This window comes from Pseudomonas sp. GW821-FHT02A11 (assembly GCF_059421985.1).
This window is the reverse complement of record NZ_JBWKWB010000018.1, coordinates 35,030-56,279: the sequence shown is the minus strand read 5'-3', so window position 1 is coordinate 56,279 and position 21,250 is coordinate 35,030. Positions and strand designations below refer to the sequence as shown.

Annotated in this window: 19 protein-coding genes; 11 read left to right on the top strand and 8 right to left on the bottom strand. The window is 60.5% G+C overall.

Annotation, left to right across the window (positions count from 1 at the left end; translation table 11 throughout):
- On the top strand, positions 1 to 326 hold a 326-nt coding region (locus AC07V9_RS21900; protein ID WP_495017730.1), incomplete at its 5' end, for a hypothetical protein.
- Positions 327 to 364: 38 nt separating this feature from the next.
- Here the strand turns inward: AC07V9_RS21900 and AC07V9_RS21895 are convergent.
- From AC07V9_RS21895 to gap, 7 genes are all read right to left on the bottom strand, one after another.
- Positions 365 to 715 carry a DUF5064 family protein gene (locus AC07V9_RS21895; RefSeq protein ID WP_495017729.1) on the bottom strand — a complete coding sequence of 117 codons (351 nt, stop codon included), beginning with the start codon at positions 713 to 715 and terminating at the stop codon, positions 365 to 367.
- Between the two features lie 73 nt (positions 716 to 788).
- Entirely contained in the window at positions 789 to 1,214 is a 426-nt protein-coding gene (locus AC07V9_RS21890; RefSeq protein WP_495017728.1) for a YbaN family protein, read from the bottom strand.
- 94 nt (positions 1,215 to 1,308) lie between these two features.
- Positions 1,309 to 1,908 carry a biliverdin-producing heme oxygenase gene (locus tag AC07V9_RS21885; protein ID WP_495017727.1) on the bottom strand — a complete coding sequence of 200 codons (600 nt, stop codon included), beginning with the start codon at positions 1,906 to 1,908 and terminating at the stop codon, positions 1,309 to 1,311.
- A gap of 190 nt (positions 1,909 to 2,098) precedes the next feature.
- Positions 2,099 to 4,687: a TonB-dependent receptor gene (locus tag AC07V9_RS21880; RefSeq protein ID WP_495017726.1), complete on the bottom strand. Its 2,589-nt coding sequence runs from the start codon at positions 4,685 to 4,687 to the stop codon at positions 2,099 to 2,101.
- Between the two features lie 121 nt (positions 4,688 to 4,808).
- The gene (locus AC07V9_RS21875; RefSeq protein ID WP_495017725.1) at positions 4,809 to 5,714 is read right to left on the bottom strand and encodes a FecR family protein; all 906 of its coding nucleotides are present in this window, start codon (positions 5,712 to 5,714) and stop codon (positions 4,809 to 4,811) included.
- A gap of 140 nt (positions 5,715 to 5,854) precedes the next feature.
- Positions 5,855 to 6,370 (bottom strand): RNA polymerase sigma factor, encoded by a 516-nt coding sequence (locus AC07V9_RS21870; RefSeq protein WP_495017724.1) that lies wholly within the window; start codon positions 6,368 to 6,370, stop codon positions 5,855 to 5,857.
- A 259-nt stretch (positions 6,371 to 6,629) separates the two neighbouring features.
- A complete protein-coding gene (gene gap / locus AC07V9_RS21865) occupies positions 6,630 to 7,631 on the bottom strand; it encodes a type I glyceraldehyde-3-phosphate dehydrogenase (RefSeq protein WP_495017723.1) in 1,002 nt (333 codons plus the stop codon).
- A gap of 236 nt (positions 7,632 to 7,867) precedes the next feature.
- Here gap and edd point away from each other — a divergent pair, with 236 nt between their 5' ends.
- The 10 genes from edd to AC07V9_RS21815 all read left to right on the top strand — a co-directional run bounded on the left by edd (position 7,868) and on the right by AC07V9_RS21815 (position 20,161).
- Positions 7,868 to 9,694 (top strand): phosphogluconate dehydratase, encoded by a 1,827-nt coding sequence (gene edd / locus AC07V9_RS21860; protein ID WP_495017722.1) that lies wholly within the window; start codon positions 7,868 to 7,870, stop codon positions 9,692 to 9,694.
- Between the two features lie 8 nt (positions 9,695 to 9,702).
- Positions 9,703 to 10,656, top strand: coding sequence for a glucokinase (locus tag AC07V9_RS21855; RefSeq protein ID WP_495017774.1), 954 nt, complete (start codon positions 9,703 to 9,705; stop codon positions 10,654 to 10,656).
- Between the two features lie 157 nt (positions 10,657 to 10,813).
- On the top strand, positions 10,814 to 11,551 hold the full coding sequence (locus AC07V9_RS21850) for a response regulator (protein ID WP_495017721.1): 738 nt from the start codon (positions 10,814 to 10,816) through the stop codon (positions 11,549 to 11,551).
- Positions 11,552 to 11,557: 6 nt separating this feature from the next.
- Positions 11,558 to 13,018 carry an ATP-binding protein gene (locus tag AC07V9_RS21845; protein ID WP_495017720.1) on the top strand — a complete coding sequence of 487 codons (1,461 nt, stop codon included), beginning with the start codon at positions 11,558 to 11,560 and terminating at the stop codon, positions 13,016 to 13,018.
- A 273-nt stretch (positions 13,019 to 13,291) separates the two neighbouring features.
- A complete protein-coding gene (locus AC07V9_RS21840) occupies positions 13,292 to 14,578 on the top strand; it encodes an ABC transporter substrate-binding protein (protein WP_495017719.1) in 1,287 nt (428 codons plus the stop codon).
- A 146-nt stretch (positions 14,579 to 14,724) separates the two neighbouring features.
- Complete coding sequence (locus AC07V9_RS21835; RefSeq protein ID WP_110946572.1) at positions 14,725 to 15,633, top strand: carbohydrate ABC transporter permease; 909 nt, start codon at positions 14,725 to 14,727, stop codon at positions 15,631 to 15,633.
- Complete coding sequence (locus tag AC07V9_RS21830; protein WP_495017718.1) at positions 15,626 to 16,471, top strand: carbohydrate ABC transporter permease; 846 nt, start codon at positions 15,626 to 15,628, stop codon at positions 16,469 to 16,471. Before AC07V9_RS21835 ends, AC07V9_RS21830 begins: the two co-directional genes overlap by 8 nt.
- Positions 16,472 to 16,473: 2 nt before the next feature.
- The gene (locus tag AC07V9_RS21825) at positions 16,474 to 17,634 is read left to right on the top strand and encodes an ABC transporter ATP-binding protein (protein ID WP_495017717.1); all 1,161 of its coding nucleotides are present in this window, start codon (positions 16,474 to 16,476) and stop codon (positions 17,632 to 17,634) included.
- Positions 17,635 to 17,772: 138 nt separating this feature from the next.
- Positions 17,773 to 19,128: a carbohydrate porin gene (locus AC07V9_RS21820; RefSeq protein WP_495017716.1), complete on the top strand. Its 1,356-nt coding sequence runs from the start codon at positions 17,773 to 17,775 to the stop codon at positions 19,126 to 19,128.
- Between the two features lie 157 nt (positions 19,129 to 19,285).
- Positions 19,286 to 20,161 carry an aldose epimerase family protein gene (locus tag AC07V9_RS21815; protein ID WP_495017715.1) on the top strand — a complete coding sequence of 292 codons (876 nt, stop codon included), beginning with the start codon at positions 19,286 to 19,288 and terminating at the stop codon, positions 20,159 to 20,161.
- A 127-nt stretch (positions 20,162 to 20,288) separates the two neighbouring features.
- Here AC07V9_RS21815 and AC07V9_RS21810 read toward each other — a convergent pair whose 3' ends face one another.
- Positions 20,289 to 21,158, bottom strand: a complete 870-nt coding sequence (locus tag AC07V9_RS21810; protein ID WP_495017714.1) for a MurR/RpiR family transcriptional regulator — start codon at positions 21,156 to 21,158, stop codon at positions 20,289 to 20,291.
- Between the last annotated feature and the right edge of the window lie 92 nt (positions 21,159 to 21,250).

Here is a 21,250-nt window from a genome sequence, read left to right as displayed (position 1 = left end):
GCGAAGATCAGAAACAGATGTGCATGCAGATGTTCTCTGCGCACGCGATTCACCTGTGGGAGCGAATTCATTCGCGAAGGATGCTACGGCTGAAAGAGCTGCGTCGGATGCGCCTCCCTCTCGCGAATGAATTCGCCCTCACAGGCAAGGCGCTTACCTCACCTGTTGCCGTCATACGCGAAGATCAGAAACAGATGTGCATGCAGATGTTCTCTGCGCACGCGATTCACCTGTGGGAGCGAATTCATTCGCGAAAGATGCTACGGCTGAAAGAGCTGTGTCGGATGCACCGCCCTCTCGCGAATGAATTCGCTCCCACAGGTTAAAGCGTGCCCGCCCGCGATATTCGGCAGGCATAGTAGCGCTACTCCAGATGCTCAGGCTTCACCGCATCTCCCGACTTCATATCCAGCATTTGGCGAATGTCTTCGAACATCAGGTCGTAATCGCCATGCATGTCGTGCAAATCAACGTCTTTGGGCAGGCCGTGTTTCTCGCAGATGCGTGAGGCTTCGCTGGCGAAGTTGTAGGCCTTGTCTTTGGGCAGGTCGAACGTTTCGTTGATGCCTGTGCCGTTGATCTCGCCATCCAGCGTGAAATGCAGACCGGGGCCGGAGGCGGTCTGGCTGGCTTCGTAGCGGATATGAAGGTCGTAACCGATGTCATCCGGTTGCAGGGCGGGGCGGGCGATGTGCAGATGGCCTGGCTCGAACATGTGACTGCTCCCTCAAGAAACGATGATCGTAAGGAGCAGACCGTGGACGATGGCGGGGGTTCATCCTCGCAGGTCAGGGTCGCCCGGAAGACTCCGGGCAGCTGTCGGTCTGCGCGCCGGGTTCGGGGCGTGACCAGATCCACAGATTGACCAGCACCATGCCGGTCACCGCGAAGTAGATCCACCAGTTGTGGTTGAGCACCACCAGCATGACCACTGCACAGATCAACATCGTGACCGTCGCGCTGATCTTGGCGCTACGGGCGATGAGTTTGCCGTTGCGCCAGTTGCTCAGCATTGGGCCGAACAGGCGGTGGTTTTCCAGCCAGGCGCTCAAGCGCGGCGAGCTTTTGGTCGCAGCCCAGGCGGCGAGCAGGATGAATTCGGTGGTGGGCAGCCCGGGAATGAAGATCGCAATGATGCCGATGGCGAGGCTGACGTAGGCCAGGATGCCGAACAGGATGCGGGACAGTTTGCTGCCTTGGGGTGTGTTGGTCATGAGTCTCGGGTACGGCAGGGTGACGACGTGTTTCCAAGAGGCGATCTCTCGAAAGGCGCCCAGCTTAACAGCGCCGGGCGCCAAACGCTTCGATTCAGGCAGGTTCCGTTTCAGCAGCCGACGTATAGGCATGTTCGAGCAACACATTGAAACGTTCGAAGGCCGCGACTGCGCCTTTGTCGATCTGGCGCTCCTGCTCTTCGCTCAACGGCAGATCGTCGAGAATCCGGATGAACCGCTTCCAGCCCTCGGCACGACCACCGGCCGGCTCACCCAAGTGGCGTGCGCCAAAGGTTTCGCTGAGGTTCAGGGCCACTGCGCGCTTGATCAGAAACGCTGCGCCCAGCTTCGAGCCTTCAGACACAAACAACCAGCCCAGCGCTTCGGCCAGCGGCGGTTGCTCGACAGCGCCTGCCACGGGCGCGGGAATTGGCGTGTCCAGATCGTGCAGATCGGCTTTTGCCTGTTCGGCGCGGCAACGTTGGGGCAGGTCGCTGATCAGCTCGATCAGTTGAGGGTCGGTGTACAGCGCTTTGAGTTCCTGCTGGAACAGGTATTGGGCGCTGAGAAAACGCGTGTAACTGGCCAGGGTTTCGAACGGCGCGTTGGCTTTGACGGCCTTGTCCAAGTGTTCGTGAGGCGCGTGGGTGATCTGGTTCAGCCGCTGTGAGCGACGGATCGAGTCGGTGGACATGGGTGTCTTCCTTGGAAATTGAGGCCTTGTAGACAAGACGAGTGAGCGCGGGCAAACGCGTAAAAATCCATCTGGCGCGCAACGCTGTAGAAGCGCGCTTGCCCGCCATAGGGTCTGTCAGGCAAACATTCATTGACTGACTCACCGCCATCGCGGGCAAGCGCTTCCGCAAGGTGAGGCGCGCTGAGCGTCAGATATCCCACACCAGATTGATCGCGAAGTTGCGTCCCGGCTGGGTCAGGCGGTCCAGGCTGGCCGGTGCGGTCACGCCCGCTTCGCCGACACCGTCGTAGCCGCGCACGTCATCCCACAGCCAGTATTTCTTGTCGGCCAGGTTGTACAGGCCGCTGCTGACGGTCACGTCGTCGGTGACTTTGTAGTAGCCGGTGAGGTCCATCAGGCCAAAGCCTGGGGTCTTGAACTGGGTCGACGAGCCGTCCGGCGCATGGAAGTTGGAGTCGTCCACGCGGGTCTTGCGTTTGACCAGCGTCCAGCTCAGCAGGCCGCCGTAGTTGTCCTGCTCGTAACCCAGGCCGAACACGCCGGTCAGTGGGTTGACGCTGTTGATCGGCTGGCCGGTGTCATCGTTGCGACCGTACGCGTACGCCACCGAGCCCTGGGTGTAGAGGCCTTGCGGCGCACCGAAGCTGTCCAGATTCAGGCGGCCCTTGAGCTCAACGCCCTTGATCGTGGCGTGTTTGATGTTGTTGGACTGGAACACCGCTTCAGTCGAGGTGGCAGGCTGAATAGCGTCTTCATTAATGAAGTCGCGGTATTTGTTGTAGAACACAGCCACATCGAACGAGCCCTCATCGAAACGACCACGCAGGCCGGTTTCGTAGCTCTTGCTCTTCTCGGGTTCCAGGTTCGGGTTCGGCTCGACGACGTAGCCGGTGTTGAGGTTTTCGAAACGGCCGTAAAGCGCTTTCGCGCTTGGCGTGCGGAAGCCTTCGGCGTACTGGCCGTACCAGGCGTAGGCGTCGTCGATGGCATAGGTCACACCCAGTTTGGGCGACAGGCGATGCCATTTTTTCTCTTTGTCGTTGAACTGGCTGGGGTCGGTCAGGCTGACGGCGCGCAGGAATTCAGGCGTCGCGTGGGGGTTGAGCGTGGTGTAGTCATAACGCGCACCGGGCATGAAGGTCCAGTCGCCCCACTTGATCTGGTCCTGAGCGAACAAGGCGTAGGTGTTGATGGTCGGGTCCGGGAAATCGCTGGTCGGGGCCAGGCTGTCGGAGGCGGTCGGGCTGGTGGCACCGATGGTGCGGCAGGTGCCCAGCACGCTGGCGCAGGTCGCGGTGCCGCTGCGCTCGCCTGTGACTTTTTGCTGTTTCAGTGTGGTGCCGTAGGTCAGCAGATGCTCGGTGTCGCCGATGGCAAACGCCTTGTCCAGCTGCGCGTCGAAAATCCACTGACGTTCTTTGTAATAGGTATCGCGGGTCCGCCAGACATCGCGGCTGCCCGGCACGTAGCGCTCGATCGTGTCCTGATCGGTTTTGGCGATCTGATAGTTCAGGCTCCACTTGACGTTATCAACGAGCAGGCTGTCCAGCGCAAAGGTGTTCTGCAGACCGAAACGCTCGCGAGTGATCACGTCGTTGCCTTCGCGTCCGCGATAGAAGCCGAAGCCGCTCCCTGCGTTGAACGGCCCGCCCACTGCGCTCTTCTGATTGGTGTGGGTGTCATCCTTGAATTTTTCGTAGGTAAAGGCCAGGCGATCGCCGTCGCCGTAGTTCCAGCCCAGCTTGGCCAGCATGTTGGTGGCGCGGACATCGCCGGGGTTCGCGGCTGTGCGGCCCAGGCCGGTGCCGCCGTGTTCGCCATAGGATTCGGTTTCACGGCCGTTGCGCTGGCTGACATGCAGCAAGCCATCGAAGTCCCCCTCGCGACCGGCGACGGTGGCCGAGTTCAGCCAGCTGTTGTCGGCCGAGCTGTAACCGGTTTTCAGGCGCGCGCCGACGTCTTTGCCTGGCTTGATGATGTCGTCCGGGTCCAGGGTGTAATAACTCACTGCGCCGCCGATGGCGCTGCTGCCGTACAGGGCCGAGGCCGGGCCGCGCAGGATCTCGACGCGCTTGATGATTTCCGGGTCCACATAGTTGCGGTGGGTGTTGGCGTAGGGGCCGGAGAAGTAGTTGTCCGGCACTTCGACGCCATCGACCTGCGTCAGAATCCGGTCGCCGTCGATGCCGCGAATGTTGTAGCCGCTGGTGCCCGCGCGCTGGCCTGCGCCGCCTACGGAAACGCCGGGCTCATAGCGCGCCAGATCACGAATGTTGTTGACGTTCTGCCGATCCAGATCGACTCGGTCGCGCACAGAAACGGTGCTGGGAACCGAGTCCACCGATTGCGCCTGCCGGGTCGCGCTGACGGTCACTTGGTCCAGCGCCAGGGTGCCGGCGTTGGTGCGTTTTTCCAGCACGACGTTGTTGCTGCCCAGGTTGCGGTAACTCAGGTTGCTGCCGGCCAGCAGGCGATCCAGCGCTTTTTCCGCCGACAGGGTGCCGCTGACGCCGGGCGAGGTGACGTTCTGCGCCAGATCCGAAGACATCCCGACCTGCCAGCCCGTGACCTTGCTGAATTCGTTCAGGGCCGAGACCAGCGGCTGCTGCTTGATCGCGAACCGATAGCTGCCAGCTACGCGCACCGGTTGTTCGGCGGCGGCGATTGGCGCGCTGTGCAGACCAGCGGAGAAGACCGCGACGGTCAGCAGGGAAAGGGCGAAGTTGCGGGTGTTGCCTGGCGAGTCGGATGTGGCGGGGTTAAACGTGGACGGCATCGAGAGCGCTCCGTGTCGTGCGTGTCGTTTTCGTGTTGGCAAGTGTGTGAGTAATAGGAATCACTTGCATTGGCTAAGACGAGACGTACGACGCAGAGCTATCGCGTAAAAATAATTATTCTCAGTTGAGGATGACCAGCGCAGGCAGTTCATGCAGGCGCGCCGAGGTGATTTGTGCCAGCGAGCGGACCACGTCGACTGGGTTGTCCAGACGGTAATTGCCTGTCACCGCAACCTTATCCAGCCGCGTGTTGGCGTTGACGATCCAGCCGGGGTAGTAGCGACGCAGCTCTGTCAGCACTTCGCTCAGCGGGCAGTTATCGAAAATCAGTCGACCCTGAACCCAGGCCAGGTCCTTGTTCTGGTCGAGCTTTTCCCGATGGCCGAACCCTTCAGGACCAACGCGCAGGCTGTCGCCCGCATTGAGGCTGACCTGAGAATTGCCTGTGGTCGCCTGCACGTTAACTGCGCCGCGTTCGACCTGAATCTGCGCCACGCCGTCCAGATAGCGCACGGCAAACGACGTGCTGCTGGCGCTCATGCGCACGGGGCCAGCCTCGACCTCCAGGGGCAAGCCTTTGGCGTTTGGCACGTCGAAGAAGGCTTCGCCCTCGTAAAGCCGGGCGATGCGCTGGCGGTCGTCGAGTTCGCTGGAGAACGCAGATTTGGTATTGAGTAGCACCTTCGAGCCGTCTCCCAACTCAAGACGCTGGCGCTCGCCAGCCACGGTCAGGTGGTCGGCCTTGAGGCGCAGCGGCAGGTCGCTAAAGTTGAACAGGCCCAGTATCAGGGCGGCGGCGGTGGCCAGTGGCACCCAGTGCGGGCGCAAACGGCGCACCATCGAAGGCTTTTTCGGCGCGGCGAGGGTGAGCGCAGCGTCGAACACCGGCTGGGAATTCCAGACAGCTTCGGCCTTGGCGAAAGCCTCGCCATGGGCGGGGTCGGCGGCCAGCCACGCCTCGAAACGCGCGCGTTGCTCGGCGTCGGCGCCTTCAAGTTCGATCAGCCAGTTCAGGGCCTGATCCATGGCACTGTCGTTGGCAGGGCCAGGTGAGTGAGAGTCCGTCAAGGAGCATCCTCGGCTACACGGTATGGGGCGGGAGTTTAGCGCTACGGTCGCTGACCTTCCGCAAGATTTCTTATGAAGTCAGGATCAAGCCGCTCTCATCAGCGTTCGAGTCGGGCAGCAACGCCGACGCAAATCGCCATGATCAGCTTGAGTTCCTTTTGCACGGTGCTGGCGGAAACCCCCAGTTGCTCGGCGATTTCCAGGTAACTACAGCCGTTGAGTCGGCTCAGGGTAAAGATTTTCTGCTGGCGCGGGGTGAGCTTTTCCAGGCTGGCGTTGAGGCTCATCAAGAGACGATTGGCATGGGCGGCGTCCTCCAATGACGCATCGGGGGCGACCACGTTGTGCACATCGGCCAACGGAACGTCGTCGATGATCGTGCGCGAATGGATGCGACGGGCGCGCAAATGGTCCAGCGCGAGATTGCGCGCGGTCTGGAAGACGAAAGGTTCGAGATGATCGATGGCGCGCTCGCCCAGGGCGCGGGTCACCCGCAGGTAGGTTTCCTGCAAGAGGTCTTCGGCGGTGCTGGGGTTGCGAACCATGCGCTGCAGGGTGCGCAGCAGAATCGTTCGCCTTGCGAGGAAAACGTCATTGAAGTGCGACTGACTCACGGGGATACCCGACCAGAAATTCAGCGAATGATAATGCTTATCATCTAGCCATTCGGTCAAGGCCGTAAGTTGCAAAGAATGTGTAAATGGTGGATCGCGTGCTGCGATCAAACCTGTGGGAGTGGTTTCATTCGCGATGCAGTGGGACTGGCGATAGAGATGTATCGTCTGTACCACCGTCTCGCGAATGAATTCGCTCCCGCACGTGCTGCCCAACGCATTTGCTCCCTGACAGATCAAGGGAGGCAAGCGTCCCGTCCTACTCGGCGTTCATCAACGCCAGGCAGTTGTCGAGCATGCGGTTGGAGAAGCCCCATTCGTTGTCGTACCAGGCCAACACTTTCAGCAGACGGCCACTGACTTTGGTGTGGTTGGCGTCGAAGATCGACGACAGCGGGTTGTGGTTGAAGTCGTGGGACACCAGCGGCAGGGTGTTGTAACCCAGGATTTTCGAGTGCTGGGCAGCTTCTTTCATGATCGCGTTGACTTCTTCAGCGGTCGCATCGCGCTTGAGCTGAATGGTCAGGTCGACCAGCGACACATTGATCACCGGTACACGCACGGCCATGCCGGTCAACTTGCCTGCCAGTTCCGGCAGCACCAGGCCCACGGCTTCGGCAGCGCCGGTCTTGCTCGGGATCATCGACTGCGTGGCCGAACGCGCGCGGTACGGGTCGGTGTGGTAGACGTCGATCAGGTTCTGGTCGTTGGTGTAGGCGTGAACGGTGGTCATCAGGCCGCTTTCGATGCCCAGCTCGCGGTTCAGCACCTGGGCCACCGGTGCCAGGCAGTTAGTGGTGCACGAGGCGTTGGAGATGATCTGGTGCGATTGACGCAGCACGTCATGGTTTACGCCATAGACAACCGTGGCGTCCGCGCCTTTGGCCGGGGCCGAGATGATGACCTTCTTGGCGCCAGCGGTGATGTGTGCTGCTGCCTTGGCACGATCCGTGAACAAACCGGTGCATTCGAACACCACGTCGATCTTTTCCGATTGCCACGGCAGCTCTGCTGGATTGCGAATGGCGCTGACCGAAATGCGGTCGCCGTTGACGGTGATGCTTTCCTTATCGTGCTCCACCGTAGCGTCGAACGGACCGTGGACGGTGTCGTATTTGAGGAGGTGGGCGTTGATCTCGCTGTCACCCAGATCATTGATGGCGACGATCTGCAGGTCCTGACGATAACCTTGGGTATAGAGTGCACGTAGGACGTTGCGGCCGATGCGGCCAAAACCGTTGATTGCGATTCGGAGAGTCATACACCCATCCTCAGTGAATTTGTTGTTGGAATTACAAGATTATTCTCATAAAAATAGAAAACAAGCCTTTTTAGTGGCAGTATTTTGTTTTATCTACAAATAGAAACCCGTCTGGACATCACAACTGTCTGAAAAATCAAAGCGTTGCTGAAGCGTTTCTTCACAGCCATGATTGCCTGTCAGTTTTTGTAAGCGCCTGAACGGGTGACCCATCCGCTAGCCTGGAGTTCATGACAATGCATCCCCGCGTCCTTGAGGTAACCGAACGGCTGATCGCTCGCAGCCGTGATACCCGTCAGCGCTATCTGCAACTGATCCGGGGCGCGGCGAGCGACGGCCCGATGCGCGGCAAGCTGCAGTGCGCCAACTTCGCCCACGGCGTTGCGGCCTGCGGCAGCGAAGACAAGCACAGCCTGCGGATGATGAACGCCGCCAACATCGCCATCGTTTCGGCCTACAACGACATGCTGTCGGCGCATCAGCCGTACGAACATTTTCCTGAGCAAATCAAAAAGGCATTGCGTGAGATAGGTTCTGTCGGCCAGTTTGCCGGCGGTGTCCCCGCCATGTGCGACGGCGTCACGCAGGGCGAACCGGGCATGGAGCTAAGTATCGCCAGTCGAGAAGTCATTGCGATGGCAACGGCGGTCGCTTTGTCGCACAACATGTTCGACGGCGCGCTGATGCTGGGGATCTGCGACAAGATCGTGCCGGGCCTGCTGATGGGTTCGCTGCGTTTCGGCCACCTGCCAACGATTTTCGTACCGGGCGGGCCGATGGTGTCGGGCATTTCCAACAAGGAAAAAGCCGACGTGCGGCAACGTTACGCCGAAGGCAAGGCGACCCGCGAGGAGCTGCTGGACTCCGAAATGAAGTCTTACCACGGTCCGGGTACCTGCACGTTCTACGGCACTGCCAACACCAACCAGCTGCTGATGGAGGTCATGGGGCTGCACTTGCCGGGCGCCTCCTTCGTCAATCCGTACACACCGCTGCGCGATGCCCTGACACGCGAAGCGGCGTTCCAGGTCACGCGTCTGACCAAGCAGAGCGGCGAATTCATCCCTCTGGGAGAGATTGTGGACGAGCGTTCGCTGGTCAACTCGATTGTTGCCCTGAACGCGACGGGCGGTTCGACCAACCACACCCTGCACATGCCGGCGATTGCCCAGTGCGCGGGCATTCAGTTGACTTGGCAGGACATGGCCGACCTGTCCGAAGTCGTGCCGACCCTGACCCACGTTTATCCAAACGGCAAAGCCGACATCAACCACTTCCAGGCGGCGGGCGGCATGTCGTTCCTGATTCGCGAGCTTCTGGACGCCGGTCTGCTCCATGAAGACGTGAACACCGTGATGGGCCGTGGCCTGCGTCGCTACACCCAGGAGCCGTTCCTGGAGGAAGGCAAACTGGTATGGCGCGATGGCCCGAGCGAAAGCCTGGACGAAAACATACTGCGCCCGGTGGCGCGTCCGTTCTCGCCGGAAGGCGGCCTGCGCGTGATGGAAGGCAACCTGGGGCGCGGTGTGATGAAGGTGTCCGCCGTGGCATTGGAGCACCAGATCGTCGAGGCGCCGGCCAAGGTGTTCGAGGACCAACAGGACCTGGCCGACGCCTTCAAGGCCGGCGAGCTGGAGTGCGATTTCGTTGCGGTCATGCGCTTCCAGGGCCCGCGTTCCAATGGCATGCCCGAGCTGCACAAGATGACACCGTTCCTCGGCGTGCTGCAGGATCGCGGCTTCAAGGTCGCATTGATTACCGACGGACGCATGTCCGGCGCATCGGGGAAAATCCCGGCGGCGATCCACGTATGCCCCGAAGCGTCCGATGGTGGCCCATTGGCACTTGTGCGTGACGGAGATCTCATCCGGGTGGATGGGGTCAAAGGAACGTTGCAAGTTCTGGTCGAACCGGCAGAATTGGCGGCCAGAGAACCGGCAATCGGACGTCTGTCCCACAATGTGGGCACGGGCCGTGAGCTGTTCGGTTTCATGCGCATGGCCTTCAGCTCGGCAGAGAAGGGCGCCAGCGCCTTCACTTCGAATCTGGAGACGCTCAAGTGACATTGGCGATGGTAGGTGATATCGGCGGCACAAATGCTCGTTTTGCCATCTGGGAAGACGATCAGTTGCATTCGATCCGGGTGTTCCCGACGGTCGATTACGCCAGTCCCGAAAAGGCCCTGCTGGTTTACCTGCAGGATCTGGAGTTGCAGCTGGGTGACGTCGGTTCGATCTGCCTGGCCGTCGCGGGGCCGGTGACCGGTGACGATTTCCATTTCACCAACAGCCACTGGAAGATCAATCGCCAGTCGTTCTGCGCGGCGCTGAAGATCGACAACCTGATCATGGTCAACGACTTCACCGCCATGGCGCTGGGCATGACCCGCCTGCGCGATGACGAATACCTGACCGTGCGCCACGGCAAGGGCGATCCCAAGGGCGCTCGCGTGGTGATCGGTCCGGGCACCGGGCTTGGCGTCGGCACGCTGATCCGCACCGGCGAAAGCCACTGGACAGCGGTGCCGGGTGAGGGCGGACACGTCGATCTGCCCATTGGTACCGCCCGTGAAGCGCTGCTGTGGACGCGCCTGATGGCCGAGCACGAGCATGTCAGTGCCGAAACCATCCTCAGCGGCGCTGGCCTTTTGCTGCTGTATCAGGTCAGCTGCGCGCTGGACAACATCGAGCCTGAGCTGAAATCTCCTGCAGCAATAACTTCGGCGGCGCTCAACGGCGATCCGGTAGCCTGCGCGGTGCTCGAACAGTTCTGTGTGTTCCTCGGGCGTGTGGCGGGCAACAACGTGTTGACCGTCGGCGGGCGAGGTGGCGTGTACATTGCCGGTGGTGTGATCCCGCGCTTCATCGACTTCTTCAAACAGAGCGGCTTTAACCGCGCGTTCGCTGAAAAAGGCCTGATGAAGGATTACTTCAAGGACGTGCCGGTTTGGCTGGTGACAGCGGAATACCCGGGCTTGATGGGCGCCGGCGTGGCGTTGGATCAGGCGCTGGCTGCCCAAGGCTGATTGATGCCTCCGGACCTGTAGGAGCGCGCTTGCCCACGAAGGCGATCTTTCAGTCACCGATGTGGTGTCTGGATTTACGCATCGCGGCCAAGCGCGCTCCTACACTGTGTTATCTGTGCCCATAACAATAATTTCAGTGCCAACAAGGACGACCAAAGTGAACGCTGTCAGTAAATCGATTCTGGTGGTCGACGATGATCAGGAGATTCGGGAATTGCTGCAAGCCTACCTGAGCCGCTCCGGTTTTCAGGTGCGCACGGTAGGTGATGGCGCGGAGTTTCGTCAGGCCTTCAACGACGAGCCCAGCGACCTGCTGATTCTCGATGTCATGCTTCCCGACGAAGATGGCTTCAGCCTATGCCGCTGGGTCAGGCAGCACCCCCGTCAGCCCCATGTCCCCATCATCATGCTCACGGCCAGTTCCGATGAGGCCGATCGCGTGATCGGGCTGGAACTCGGCGCCGATGACTACATGGCCAAACCTTTCAGCCCTCGCGAACTTCAGGCCCGGATCAAGGCCCTGTTGCGCCGTGCTCAGTTCGGTCAGGAACGCGGCGGTGGCGAAGTACTTCTGTTTGACGAGTGGCGTCTGGACATGGTCAGCCATCGTCTGTTTCACAACGATGGCGAGGAAGTGATCCTGTCCGGCGCCGATTTCGCGCTGCTCAAACTGTTCCTCGACAACCCCCAGCAGATCCTCGACCGCGACACCATCGGCAACGCCACGCGAGGCCGTGAGCTGATGCCACTGGAGCGCATCGTCGATATGGCGGTAAGTCGTCTGCGTCAGCGTCTGCGCGACACCGGCAAGGCGCCGCGCCTGATTCGCACCGTGCGAGGCAGCGGTTATCTGCTGGCGGCCAACGTGCTGCCGCAAGCCAGCAACGGCTACTGACCGGCGATGGTGACTGAGAAAAACCGTCGTCTGCCGGTGCCGCGCTCGTTGCTGGGGCGCATGTTGCTGCTCACCTTGCTGGCCGTGCTGCTGGCCCAGACCCTGTCGAGCCTGATCTGGCTTTCCCAGCTGCGCGCCACGCAGATGGAAGGCCTGATCACCAGTGCCCGCAGCCTGGGGTTTTCGATGTCGGCGAGCGTCAGTTATTTCCGCTCACTGCCCGTCGCCTTTCGGCCGATGGTGCTCGATCAACTGCGCAGCATGGGCGGCACGCGCTTCTTCGTGTCCCTCAACGATCGCCCTTTGGACATGCAGGTGTTGGAGCCCACGGTGCGCAAAACCGCCGTGATCGATGTCGTGGGTCAGGTGCTGCGGCAAAACCTCGGCGCTGACCCCGATATCCTCGTGCGCTTCGTGCGCCCGGAGGACCTGCGCATCTTCAACAGCGGCCTGAAACTCGACGAGTTGCCTCGTTCCTGGGCGCATTACGCGTTGACTCTGGAACCGGTGAATCCGCCCGTACTGGTGACACAGATCGAGCTGTCGCCGGGGGAGTGGCTGTACATCGCGTCGCTTTTACCCGAGCCCTACACCATGCTCGAAGAGGAAGGCCTGCCGTCGCAGCAGGTCTGGTTCATCGCCCTGACGAGCATCTTTTTGCTGGTGTTCATCGGCTTGTTGGTGCACTGGCAAAGCGGCCCGCTCAAGCGTCTGGCCCGGGCCGCGCGGGATCTGTCGCTGGGGGCTGACGTCGAGCCCGTGGTGGAGGGAGGAGGCAGTGAGGTCATTGAAGTGACCCGCGCCTTCAACACCATGCGCGAGCGCATCAGCCGTTACCTCACCGAGCGTGGGCAGCTGTTCAGCGCGATTTCCCACGACCTTCGCACCCCGATCACACGCCTGCGCCTGCGCGTCGAGTTGCTCGAAGACGAGGTCATGCAGGCCAAGTTCACCCGCGATCTCGATGAGCTGGAGCTGCTGGTCAAGGGCGCGCTGCAGTGCGTGAAAGACACCGACATTCACGAAAACATCGAACCAGTGGACCTCAACCATGCGCTGGATTGCCTGATCGAGCCGTATCTGGGGCCCAACGGGGATGGGCGCGTCACCCTCAAGGGCAAGGCGATGTCGATGTTCTACGGCAAGCCGTTGGCTCTGCGCCGCTGCATGGGCAACCTGATCGACAACGCCATCAAGTACGGCGACAAGGCCCATCTGGTTATCGAGGACGATGCCGAGGCCTTCGTGCTCCACGTCGATGACGAAGGCCCCGGCGTTCCCGAACAGCGCCTTGAACAGGTGTTCGAGCCGCATTTCCGGCTGGCGGGCAAACAGCAGCAGGGTTACGGCCTGGGCCTGGGCATCGCCCGCAACATCGCCCACAGCCATGGTGGTGAAGTGACTTTGCAGAACCTGCGCGAGGGCGGCTTGCGCGTGACGTTGCACCTGCCACGCGCAGCTGACTGACGCGTTTGCTGGCGTCTACGCAAACCTCTGTGGGAGCGAATTCATTCGCGAGAGGCCAGTACAGCCGATGGAAATGCGTCGGATGTACAAACGTCTCGCGAATGAATTCGCTCCCATAGGGACTCAGCGTCCGTATTTGCCATTTTGCGAATGTCACCAGCCTGTGACATTCGCGCATCCCTTCGTTACCGTCCGCTCTAACCCGTTGTTTAGAATCCATGCAGCGCAAGCACCAAGACTTGCTCATGCATAACAACAATAAAGGTCAAATAGATGAATTCGATCTCCCGTCTCGCAGCACTCATTTCTCTCGCCTCGTTGTTCCCTCTGAGCGCCATGGCCGCCGATTCCAAAGGCACTGTCGAAGTTGTCCACTGGTGGACGTCTGGCGGTGAAAAAGCGGCTGTCGATGTGCTTAAAGCCCAAGTCGAAAAAGACGGCTTCACCTGGAAAGACGGTGCTGTGGCCGGTGGTGGCGGTTCGACTGCCATGACCGTTCTCAAGAGCCGCGCCGTGGCCGGTAACCCGCCTGGCGTAGCCCAGATCAAGGGCCCGGACATTCAGGAATGGGCGTCTACCGGTCTGCTCGACACTGATGTGCTCAAAGACACCGCCAAGGCTGAAAAGTGGGACAGCCTGCTGGACAAGAAAGTCTCCGACACCGTGAAGTACGACGGTGATTACGTGGCCGTTCCGGTGAACATTCACCGCGTGAACTGGCTGTGGATCAACCCTGAAGTCTTCAAGAAAGCCGGCATCGAAAAAGCCCCGACCACCCTCGAAGAATTCTACGCCGCGGGCGACAAGCTGAAAGCTGCGGGCTTCATCCCGCTGGCTCACGGCGGTCAGCCTTGGCAGGACAGCACCGTGTTCGAAGCGGTCGTGTTGTCGGTGATGGGCGTTGATGGTTACAAGAAAGCCTTGGTCGACCTGGACAACGCTGCCCTGACCGGTCCGGAAATGGTCAAGGCCCTGGCCGAGCTGAAGAAGGTCGCGACCTACATGGACCCGGACGGCAAAGGCCAGGACTGGAACCTGGAAGCGGCCAAGGTCATCAACGGCAAGGCCGGCATGCAGATAATGGGTGACTGGGCCAAGTCCGAATGGACCGCCGCCAAGAAAGTCGCAGGCAAGGACTACGAGTGCGTTGCCTTCCCGGGCACCGACAAGGCCTTCACCTACAACATCGACTCCCTGGCCGTGTTCAAACAGAAAGACAAGGGCACTGCTGCCGGTCAGCAGGACATCGCCAAGGTCGTGCTGGGCGAAGACTTCCAGAAGGTCTTCAGCATCAACAAGGGTTCGATCCCGGTACGCACCGACATGCTGGCTGACATGAACAAGTTCGGCTTCGACTCCTGCGCCCAGACCGCCGCCAAGGACTTCCTTGCCGATGCCAAATCCGGTGGCCTGCAGCCGAGCATGGCGCACAACATGGCAACCACGCTGGCCGTTCAAGGCGCGTTCTTTGACGTCGTGACCAACTTCATCAACGACCCGAAAGCTGATCCGGCTGACGCGGCGAAGAAGCTGGGCGCTGCGATCAAGGCGGCTAAATAACGCGTAGCAGCAAAGTCTGTAGGAGCGCGCTTGCCCGCGATTAGGGTGTGTCATTAAACGACCATCGTCTGATTTGACGCATCGCGGGCAAGCGCGCTCCTACAGGAGCGTGTTTGCAAACTTTACCTTCTGTACTGGATTTCCCCATGAGTTCTGTTGCTGTGTTCAGCAAAGCCTCGCCGTTCGATGCACTGCAGCGCTGGCTACCCAAACTGGTGCTGGCGCCAAGCATGTTCATCGTATTGGTGGGCTTCTACGGCTATATCCTGTGGACGTTCGTACTGTCGTTCACTAACTCGACTTTCCTGCCGTCCTATAAATTCGTGGGCCTGGCGCAATACGCACGTCTGTTCGACAACGACCGCTGGTGGGTCGCCAGCAAGAACCTGGCGGTGTTCGGCGGCATGTTCATCGGTATCAGCCTTGTCGTTGGCGTGCTGCTGGCGGTGTTCCTCGACCAGCGCATTCGTCGCGAAGGCTTCATCCGCACCATTTACCTGTACCCGATGGCGCTCTCGATGATCGTCACCGGTACGGCCTGGAAATGGCTGCTCAACCCGGGCATGGGCCTGGACAAACTGCTGCGAGACTGGGGCTGGGAAGGCTTCCGTCTGGACTGGCTGATCGACCCGGATCGCGTGGTGTACTGCCTCGTTATCGCCGCCGTATGGCAAGCCTCGGGTTTCATCATGGCGATGTTTCTCGCTGGCCTGCGCGGCGTCGACCAATCGATCATTCGTGCCGCGCAGATCGATGGCGCGAGCATGCCGAAAATCTACTGGAAGGTCGTGCTGCCCAGCCTGCGTCCGGTGTTCTTCAGTGCAGTGATGATCCTGGCGCACATCGCGATCAAGAGCTTTGACCTTGTTGCCGCGATGACCGCCGGTGGCCCGGGCTACTCGTCCGACCTGCCTGCCATGTTCATGTACTCGTTCACCTTCAGCCGCGGCCAGATGGGTATGGGCTCGGCCAGTGCGATCCTGATGCTCGGTGCGATTCTCGCGATCCTCGTGCCTTACCTGTATTCCGAGCTGAGGACCAAGCGCAATGACTAGTCTCGCTGCCAAACCATCGCTAAGCCTGAGCCGGATCGCGATCTACGCCGTGCTCATTGGTGCGGTGCTGATCTACCTGATCCCGCTGGTGGTCATGCTGCTGACCAGCTTCAAGTCTCCCGAGGACATCGGCACCGGCAACCTGCTGAGCTGGCCGGCGGAAATCACCGCCATCGGCTGGGTCAAGGCCTGGGCGACGGTCAAGGGCTACTTCTGGAACTCGATCATGATCACCGTTCCGGCGGTGCTGATCTCCACCGCCATCGGAGCCTTGAACGGCTACGTGCTGTCGATGTGGCGCTTCCGTGGCTCGCAGATGTTTTTCGGCCTGTTGCTGTTCGGCTGCTTCCTGCCGTTTCAGACCGTGTTGCTGCCGGCCTCGTTCACCCTCGGCAAGATGGGCCTGGCCAGCACCACCACCGGGCTTGTGTTCGTGCACGTGGTCTACGGTCTGGCATTCACCACGCTGTTCTTCCGTAACTACTACGTGAGCATTCCCGATGCGCTGGTCAAGGCTGCACGCCTGGACGGTGCGGGTTTCTTCACCATTTTCCGGCGGATCATTCTGCCGATGTCGACCCCGATCATCATGGTCTGCCTGATCTGGCAGTTCACCCAGATATGGAACGACTTCCTGTTCGGTGTGGTGTTCTCCAGCGGTGATTCGCAGCCCATTACGGTGGCGCTGAACAACCTGGTCAACACCAGTACCGGGGTCAAGGAATACAACGTTGATATGGCGGCGGCGATGATCGCGGGTCTGCCGACCCTGCTGGTCTATGTGGTCGCAGGCAAGTATTTCGTGCGCGGGCTGACGGCCGGCGCAGTCAAGGGGTAATCATGGCAACGCTCGAACTTCGCAATGTAAACAAGACTTACGGGGCCGGCCTTCCGGACACCCTGAAGAACATCGAACTGTCGATCAAGGATGGCGAATTCCTGATTCTGGTCGGGCCTTCGGGCTGCGGTAAGTCGACCCTGATGAACTGCATCGCGGGCCTGGAAAACATCACTGGTGGCGCGATCATGATCGGTGATCAGGACGTCAGCGGCATGAGCCCGAAGGATCGTGACATCGCCATGGTGTTCCAGTCCTACGCGCTGTACCCGACCATGAGCGTGCGCGAGAACATCGAGTTCGGCCTGAAAATTCGCAAGATGAGCCAGGCTGACATCGACGCCGAAGTCGCCCGCGTGGCCAAGCTGCTGCAGATCGAACACCTGCTCAATCGCAAGCCGGGCCAGTTGTCCGGGGGGCAGCAACAACGGGTGGCCATGGGCCGCGCACTGGCGCGTCGCCCCAAGATCTACCTGTTCGACGAACCACTGTCCAACCTCGACGCCAAGTTGCGTGTCGAGATGCGTACCGAAATGAAACTGATGCACCAGCGCCTGAAGACCACCACGGTCTACGTGACCCACGACCAGATCGAAGCGATGACGCTGGGTGACAAGGTGGCGGTCATGAAGGACGGCATCATTCAGCAGTTCGGTACGCCCAAGCAGATCTACAACGATCCGGCCAACCTGTTCGTGGCCAGCTTCATCGGTTCGCCACCCATGAACTTCATCCCCCTGCGCCTGCAGCGCAAGGATGGCCGTCTGGTTGCACTGCTCGACAGTGGCCAGGCGCGTTGCGAACTGCCGATGAGCATGAGCGATGCAGGGCTCGAAGACCGTGAGGTGATTCTGGGCCTTCGCCCGGAACAGATCGTGTTAGCGTCCGGTGATACTGCGGGGATGCCGACCATTCGCGCCGAGGTGCAGGTCACCGAGCCGACGGGACCTGACACGCTGGTCTTCGTCACCCTCAACGAAAGCAAGGTTTGCTGCCGTCTGGCGCCCGACGTCGCGCCTGCCGTGGGCGAAACCCTGACCCTGCAGTTCGACCCGTCCAAGGTGTTGCTGTTCGACGCCCAGACCGGGGAGCGCCTGGGGGCCTTGGGAAAGCCGCAGCCGACTGAGGGCATGAGCAATGTCACGCGGTTGAACCGCAACTGATTCCGGGCGCAGGAGCACTGCGTCAACGAGCACATCTGACAGGGCGATTTCTGCCGTTAAAAGAGCCCTGTCAGGCACACGAGGCAAGTGGTTACAACGCTGTTCAGAGCTAATAACAATAAAACGAGGATCTAAGGGATGAAGAAGGTAAAAGGCAAATCGCTTAACCAGTTTCGGTTGATTGGTGGGCTATCCGTGCTGGGCGCTTTGACAATGTCGGGTTCGGCATTCGCACTGGAGCCTTTCAATGCCAATGAGCACATGACTGGCGATTGGGGCGGTCTGCGCAAAGAGCTGCACGACAAGGGCTATGACTTCAACCTTGAGTACGTCGGCGAGATGGGTGCCAACGTCAAGGGGGGTTATAACAACGACAAGACCGCGCGTTACAGCGACCAGTTTGCGATCGGCACGCAAATCGACCTGGAAAAGGCCTTCGGTCTGAAGGACGCGGAATTCAAGCTGACCATTACCGAGCGTAGCGGTAACAACATTTCCAACGATCGTCTGGGCGATCCTCGGATCGGCACCCTCAGCTCCTCGCAGGAAGTCTGGGGCCGTGGTCAGACCTGGCGCCTGACCCAGATGTGGGTCAAGCAAAAGTACTTCGACGGCGCTCTGGACATCAAACTCGGCCGTATGGGCGAGGGTGAGGACTTCGGCAGCTTCCCTTGCGACTTCCAGAACCTGACGTTCTGCGGCACGCAAGCGGCCAACTACGTCAACACCTGGTACAACTGGCCTGTCAGCCAGTGGGCCGCCCGCGTGAAATACAACATCACGCCGGAAGTGTTCGCGCAGGTCGGCGTGTACGAGCAGAACCCGTCCTACCTGGAAACCGGCAACGGCTTCAAGCTCAGCGGCAGCGGCGCCAAGGGTACTCTGGTGCCGGTGGAGGTCGTGTGGTCGCCAAGCATCGGTTCGCTGCCAGGCGAATACCGTCTGGGTTGGTACTACAGCAGCCCGAGCGCCAATGACCTGGAAGACGACGTCAACGGTCAGCCGCAAGCGCTCACCGGCGCGGACTTCAAGTCCCACGGCAGCAAGCATGGCTGGTGGGTCGTGGCTCAGCAGCAGTTGACCACTATCGGCGGTGACCCTTCCCGTGGCATGAGCGTGTTCTTCAACGCCACCGTGCACGACAAGGCCACCAACTTCGTCGACAACTTCCAGAACGTCGGTCTGGTGTTCAAGGGTCCGTTCGATGCCCGTCCTAAAGACGACATCGGCGTCGGTGTATCGCGCATTCACGTGAACAGCAACGTCCGTGACCGTGCGCGTCTGCTGAATGAAGTGAACGGCGCGGCCGATTACGACGATCCGAACTTCCTGCCGATCCAGACCACCGAGTACAACTCGGAGATCTACTACGGCGTACACGTCACCGACTGGCTGACTGTGCGTCCTAACTTGCAGTACGTCATGCACCCAGGTGGTACCGACCACGTCGACAACGCCCTGGTTGCCGGCATCAAGCTGCAAACCAAGTTCTAAGTGTCACCTGCGGCGCGTACCGCTCCTGCGCGCCGCACTCTCTCTGATGTGCTTCACAAACGATCAAGGGTCGTGTGTGCTTTACGGGCAGCCTGACTGCCCGTTTTTTTTGTGTCTGACAACTCCGCTTCTGGAGCTTTTTTCTTGAGGGGATCGCATGGCTATCAGAGACACCGGGTCGCTGGAGCATCCTCTTCAGCGTTTCTTCACCGCGACAAGGCCTCAGCCGACGTTCCAGTGGGAGCGTCATCAACAGCGCGATGTACTGATCATTACGCATCCGCAATGCCAGGCCGTGTTCAGCCGTCAGGGCGCGCAACTGCTGCACTTTCAGCCGACCGGGCAGAAACCCTGGCTGTGGTGCGCATCGCAATGGCCCCAGGTCGGGGCGATTCGTGGCGGTGTGCCGGTGTGCTGGCCGTGGGTGGGGCGTCATCCGGGGGAGGGTGGCTGGCCTGCCAATGGCTGGGGGCGTCTGCTCGACTGGAAGCTGATCGACAGCCAGGCACTCGAGCAAGGCGTCACGCTGCACTGGCGCCTGAGCCTGTGGGACTGGCAGGCGGATCTATATGCGCAGCTGGGGCAGGGCATGGACCTGCGCCTGGAAACCCGCCATGAAGACAGCGAACCGTGCCAGTTCGGGCAGGCCTTGCACGCCTACTGGCGCATCAGCGATATCGGCGATGTCGCGCTGGAAGGCCTCGATGGCGCGCAGGGCTACGACGAACTCAGCCGCCGTGCCTGCGAGCAGAAGGGGCAACTGCGGGTATCGGGCAGCTGTCAACGGGTGTTCGAGCACGCTGGGGCTCTTGAGCTGCACGATGACAACTGGCAACGCCGCTTGAGCATAGACACCCATGACAGCGCCAACACCGCCGTCTGGCACCCCGGCAGCCGACCGTTGCTGGGGGTGGCCGGTCATGAAGCGATGGGGTTCGTGCGGCTCGAAGCGATGTCAGGAGCGGACGAAGGCGTGAGCCTGGCGCCAGGTCAGCAGGCCCGTTTGAGCCTGCAGGCCAGTCTGGTGGATTGAAGGGTTGGCTTGAGACCGCCACATGATGCCCTTCGGGCCTATTCGCCGGCAAGCCAGCTCCTACATTTTTTGCAACGTGCCACAGTCTGAAAGGTCGCCTTGTCCGCTTTTTGATTTCCAGGTCAAGTCAACCCAACTCATCATCCACCGGATACCGGCTGGCATTGAGGCTTTCCTTGATCTTGCGCAGGTGCGGCTGGAAGTCCACGCCACGGCGCAGGGTCATGCCGGTTGCCAGCACGTCGAGCACTGTCAGCTGGATGATCCGCGATGTCATCGGCATGTAAATGTCGGTGTCCTCGGGCAGCGGGATGTTCAGGCTCAGCGTGCTGGCTTTGGCCAGAGGGGAGCCTGCGGCGGTCAGGCCGAGTACAGAGGCGCCGTTCTCCCGGGCGATGCGCGCCACTTCTACCAGTTCGCGGGTGCGGCCAGTATAGGAAATGATCACGAACAACTCGCCGGTGTGCGCCACCGACGCCAGCATGCGTTGCATCAGCACGTCGGCATGGGCGGTCACTGCCAGATTGAAGCGGAAGAATTTATGCTGCGCATCCAGCGCCACCGGCGCCGAAGCGCCGAGGCCGAAGAAGTGAATCTGCCGGGCCTGAATCAACAGGTCCACGGCCTTGCTGATCAGGTTCGGGTCCAGTACCTGACACACGCTGTCCAGCGACGCGATGGCACTGGCGAAAATCTTGCGGGTGTAGGCTTCGGGGTTGTCGTCGGCTTCCACCGCACGGCTGACGTACGCTGCGCCGCTGGCAAGGCTCTGCGCCAATTGCAGCTTGAGCTCCGGATAGCCGCTGACGTCGAACGAGCGGCAGAAGCGATTGACGGTCGGCTCGCTGACCTTGGATGCCTGCGCCAGCGCGGCAATGCTGAAGCGCGTCGCCTGTTGGGGGTTGCTCAGAATCACCTCGGCGACCTTGCGCTCGGCCTTGTTCAATTCTTCAAGACGACTCTGGATCTGCTCCAGAAGATTGCGTACGCGGTCCATTCAAAGTCCTTCTTGGAAAGCTGTAACAGGCTGATCTTTGAGCCTTTCTGCAAAAGTTGCTCAACAGGGCCTTTAGCCTGTAGCAAAGGTGG